The following is a 2,199-nucleotide window of genomic DNA, read 5'->3' on the forward strand; positions in this document are numbered from 1 at the left end:
CGGACGCCGCTCGAAAGCGGCGAGGCCATGAAGCGGAATTAACGCTTCGAGAACTGCTTTGCGCGGCGTGCCTTGCGCAGACCGACCTTCTTACGCTCGACTTCACGCGCATCGCGCGTGACGAAGCCTGCGCTCGACAGCGACGGCTTCAGCGTCGCATCGTAGTCGATCAGTGCACGGGTGATGCCGTGGCGCACTGCGCCTGCCTGACCCGTTTCGCCGCCGCCGTTGACGTTCACCTTGATGTCGAACGTCTGGCCGTGGTTCGTGAGTTCCAGCGGTTGACGCACGATCATCAGCGACGTTTCGCGCGAGAAGTAGTCAGCGATGGGCTTGCCGTTGACGATGATGTCGCCCTTGCCAGCCTTGATGAAGACACGTGCGACTGCGCTCTTGCGGCGGCCCGTACCGTAGTTCCAGTTACCGATCATGTGGGTCCCCTTAGATCTCGAGCGCCTTCGGCTGTTGAGCCGAGTGCGGATGCGTCGCTTCTGCGTAGACCTTCAGCTTCTTGATCATCGCGTAGCCGAGCGGGCCCTTCGGCAGCATGCCCTTGACCGCCTTCTCGAGCGCGCGGCCCGGGAAGCGCTCTTGCATCTTGCCGAACGTCGTTTCATAGATACCGCCCGGGTAGCCCGAGTGACGGTAGTACTTCTTGTCCAGCGTCTTGTTGCCCGTGACCTTCAACTTGCTCGCGTTGATGATGATGATGAAATCACCAGTGTCGACGTGCGGGGTGAACTCAGGCTTGTGCTTGCCGCGCAGACGGCGTGCCACTTCGCTGGCAACACGGCCGAGAACCTTATCCGTCGCGTCAATCACGTACCATTCGCGCGTCACCTCATGGGCTTTTGCGGAAAACGTCTTCATGATCGATCCAAAAAAATTGCTTTGCCCGATGTGTTCTTCCTGCTTGTCTGTGTGCGCTTCGAGGCGCGGTGCAGGCTCTCCCTGTTCTTTTTCCGTGGGCATGAATGCGGAAAAGCCCTGAATTATAAAGGAAATACGGCTACGTGGTCAAAGAGAATCCACGTCCCGTGTTCGCGGCGGCCGAAATGCGCCAAAATCCGGTCGTGCCCCACCAAGCCAGGCGAACCGAGCGCCTGGGGAGGCACCCATCGACGCGCGGCACATGACCTTGCCGCGCCAGACCGGTCGAACCCGAAAAACAACAAACCAGCATGATGAAACAACGACTTACGCCCTTTCTGGCGGCCGCGCTGCTGGCCGTCGCGGCGCCCGCCGTCGCCGCCCGCTCCGGCTGCGAAGCCAAGCTCGACGCACTCGATGCACGCATCGCCGAAGCCCGGACCGCCCATGCCGAAGACCGCATCGCGCGCCTGCGCGCGGTGCGCGAACGCGTCCGTCACTTCTGCGCACGCGGCCACGGCCACGCGTCGGCCGCCCGTGCGCCGGCGCCCGATGCCGACTCGCGCGGCACGCCGCCCGACGCGACTTCGCAACCGGCTGCGCGACAGCCCGCGTGACGGTGCCGACGCGCGCAAGCCGCGCGCGGATGTTTGCATGGGACGAAAAAAAGCCCGAACGGCTGGTTCGGGCTTAATCCACCTTAGGAGGAGGGTGGAGGAGACATGCGGAGGTTGCCGCAGCGCGGCAACCAATGAGGATCATTATACGAATGCCCCGCCGACTTCACAAGAAAATTTGCATTGCGAAATCAAATACCACAATATGAGATTTCATCCGAAAAGCTTGTTCGGACGCATTTCCTTTTGAAATCAAACATGTAAACCCCTCGGACATGACCTAAAGCTGCCCTCGCCTAGAGCAAAACCCCTAAATCCAGCAGGGAAATCGTCGCTCGCCGCCCTGTCCGCCCGGCCCCGGCGTTGCGCGTCGTGCAGCGCATCAGCCGACCGTTGCGTCGCGGGCTACAATGCCGGATCGAATCCGAATCAGGCAACGCTGGAGTGCAAGCATGGAATGCAAAGTAAGCTGGATGGGCCAGGACGGCATGGCGTTTTCCGCCGAGACCGGCAGCGGCCATCTCGTCACGATGGACGGCGCGCCCGAAGGCGGCGGCCACAACCTCGCGCCGCGTCCGATGGAAATGGTGCTGCTCGGCACCGGCGGCTGCACCGCCTATGACGTCGTGCTGATCCTGAAGAAGAGCCGCCAGGAAGTGAGCGGCTGCTCGGTCACGCTGAAGGCCGAGCGTGCGAGCGAAGATCCGAAGGT

At 62.0% G+C, this 2,199-nt stretch carries 4 protein-coding genes; 2 read left to right on the forward strand and 2 right to left on the reverse strand.

The genetic code is table 11. The features are described 5' to 3' along the window. Positions 1 to 38: 38 nt before the first annotated feature. Positions 39 to 431 (reverse strand): 30S ribosomal protein S9, encoded by a 393-nt coding sequence (rpsI, locus tag JMF90_RS34245; RefSeq protein ID WP_006476904.1) that lies wholly within the window; start codon positions 429 to 431, stop codon positions 39 to 41. Positions 432 to 441: 10 nt separating this feature from the next. After that, positions 442 to 870: a 50S ribosomal protein L13 gene (gene rplM / locus JMF90_RS34250; RefSeq protein WP_009687896.1), complete on the reverse strand. Its 429-nt coding sequence runs from the start codon at positions 868 to 870 to the stop codon at positions 442 to 444. Positions 871 to 1,181: 311 nt separating this feature from the next. Here rplM and JMF90_RS34255 point away from each other — a divergent pair, with 311 nt between their 5' ends. Then, positions 1,182 to 1,487: a DUF1090 family protein gene (locus tag JMF90_RS34255; RefSeq protein ID WP_027813213.1), complete on the forward strand. Its 306-nt coding sequence runs from the start codon at positions 1,182 to 1,184 to the stop codon at positions 1,485 to 1,487. A gap of 410 nt (positions 1,488 to 1,897) precedes the next feature. Further along, positions 1,898 to 2,199 (forward strand): OsmC family protein (locus JMF90_RS34260; protein WP_201326092.1); only part of this gene is annotated, 302 nt, incomplete at its 3' end.

The sequence above is a fragment of the Burkholderia sp. E168m23 genome, assembly GCF_016586125.1.
Lineage (GTDB): Bacteria > Pseudomonadota > Gammaproteobacteria > Burkholderiales > Burkholderiaceae > Burkholderia > Burkholderia orbicola.

What these genes read in the sequence shown, in the direction of transcription:
- rpsI (WP_006476904.1), bottom strand. Translation starts at nt 431, where the DNA reads ATGATCGGTAACTGGAACTACGGTACGGGCCGCCGCAAGAGCGCAGTC.
- rplM (WP_009687896.1), bottom strand. Translation starts at nt 870, where the DNA reads ATGAAGACGTTTTCCGCAAAAGCCCATGAGGTGACGCGCGAATGGTAC.
- JMF90_RS34255 (WP_027813213.1), top strand. Translation starts at nt 1,182, where the DNA reads ATGATGAAACAACGACTTACGCCCTTTCTGGCGGCCGCGCTGCTGGCC.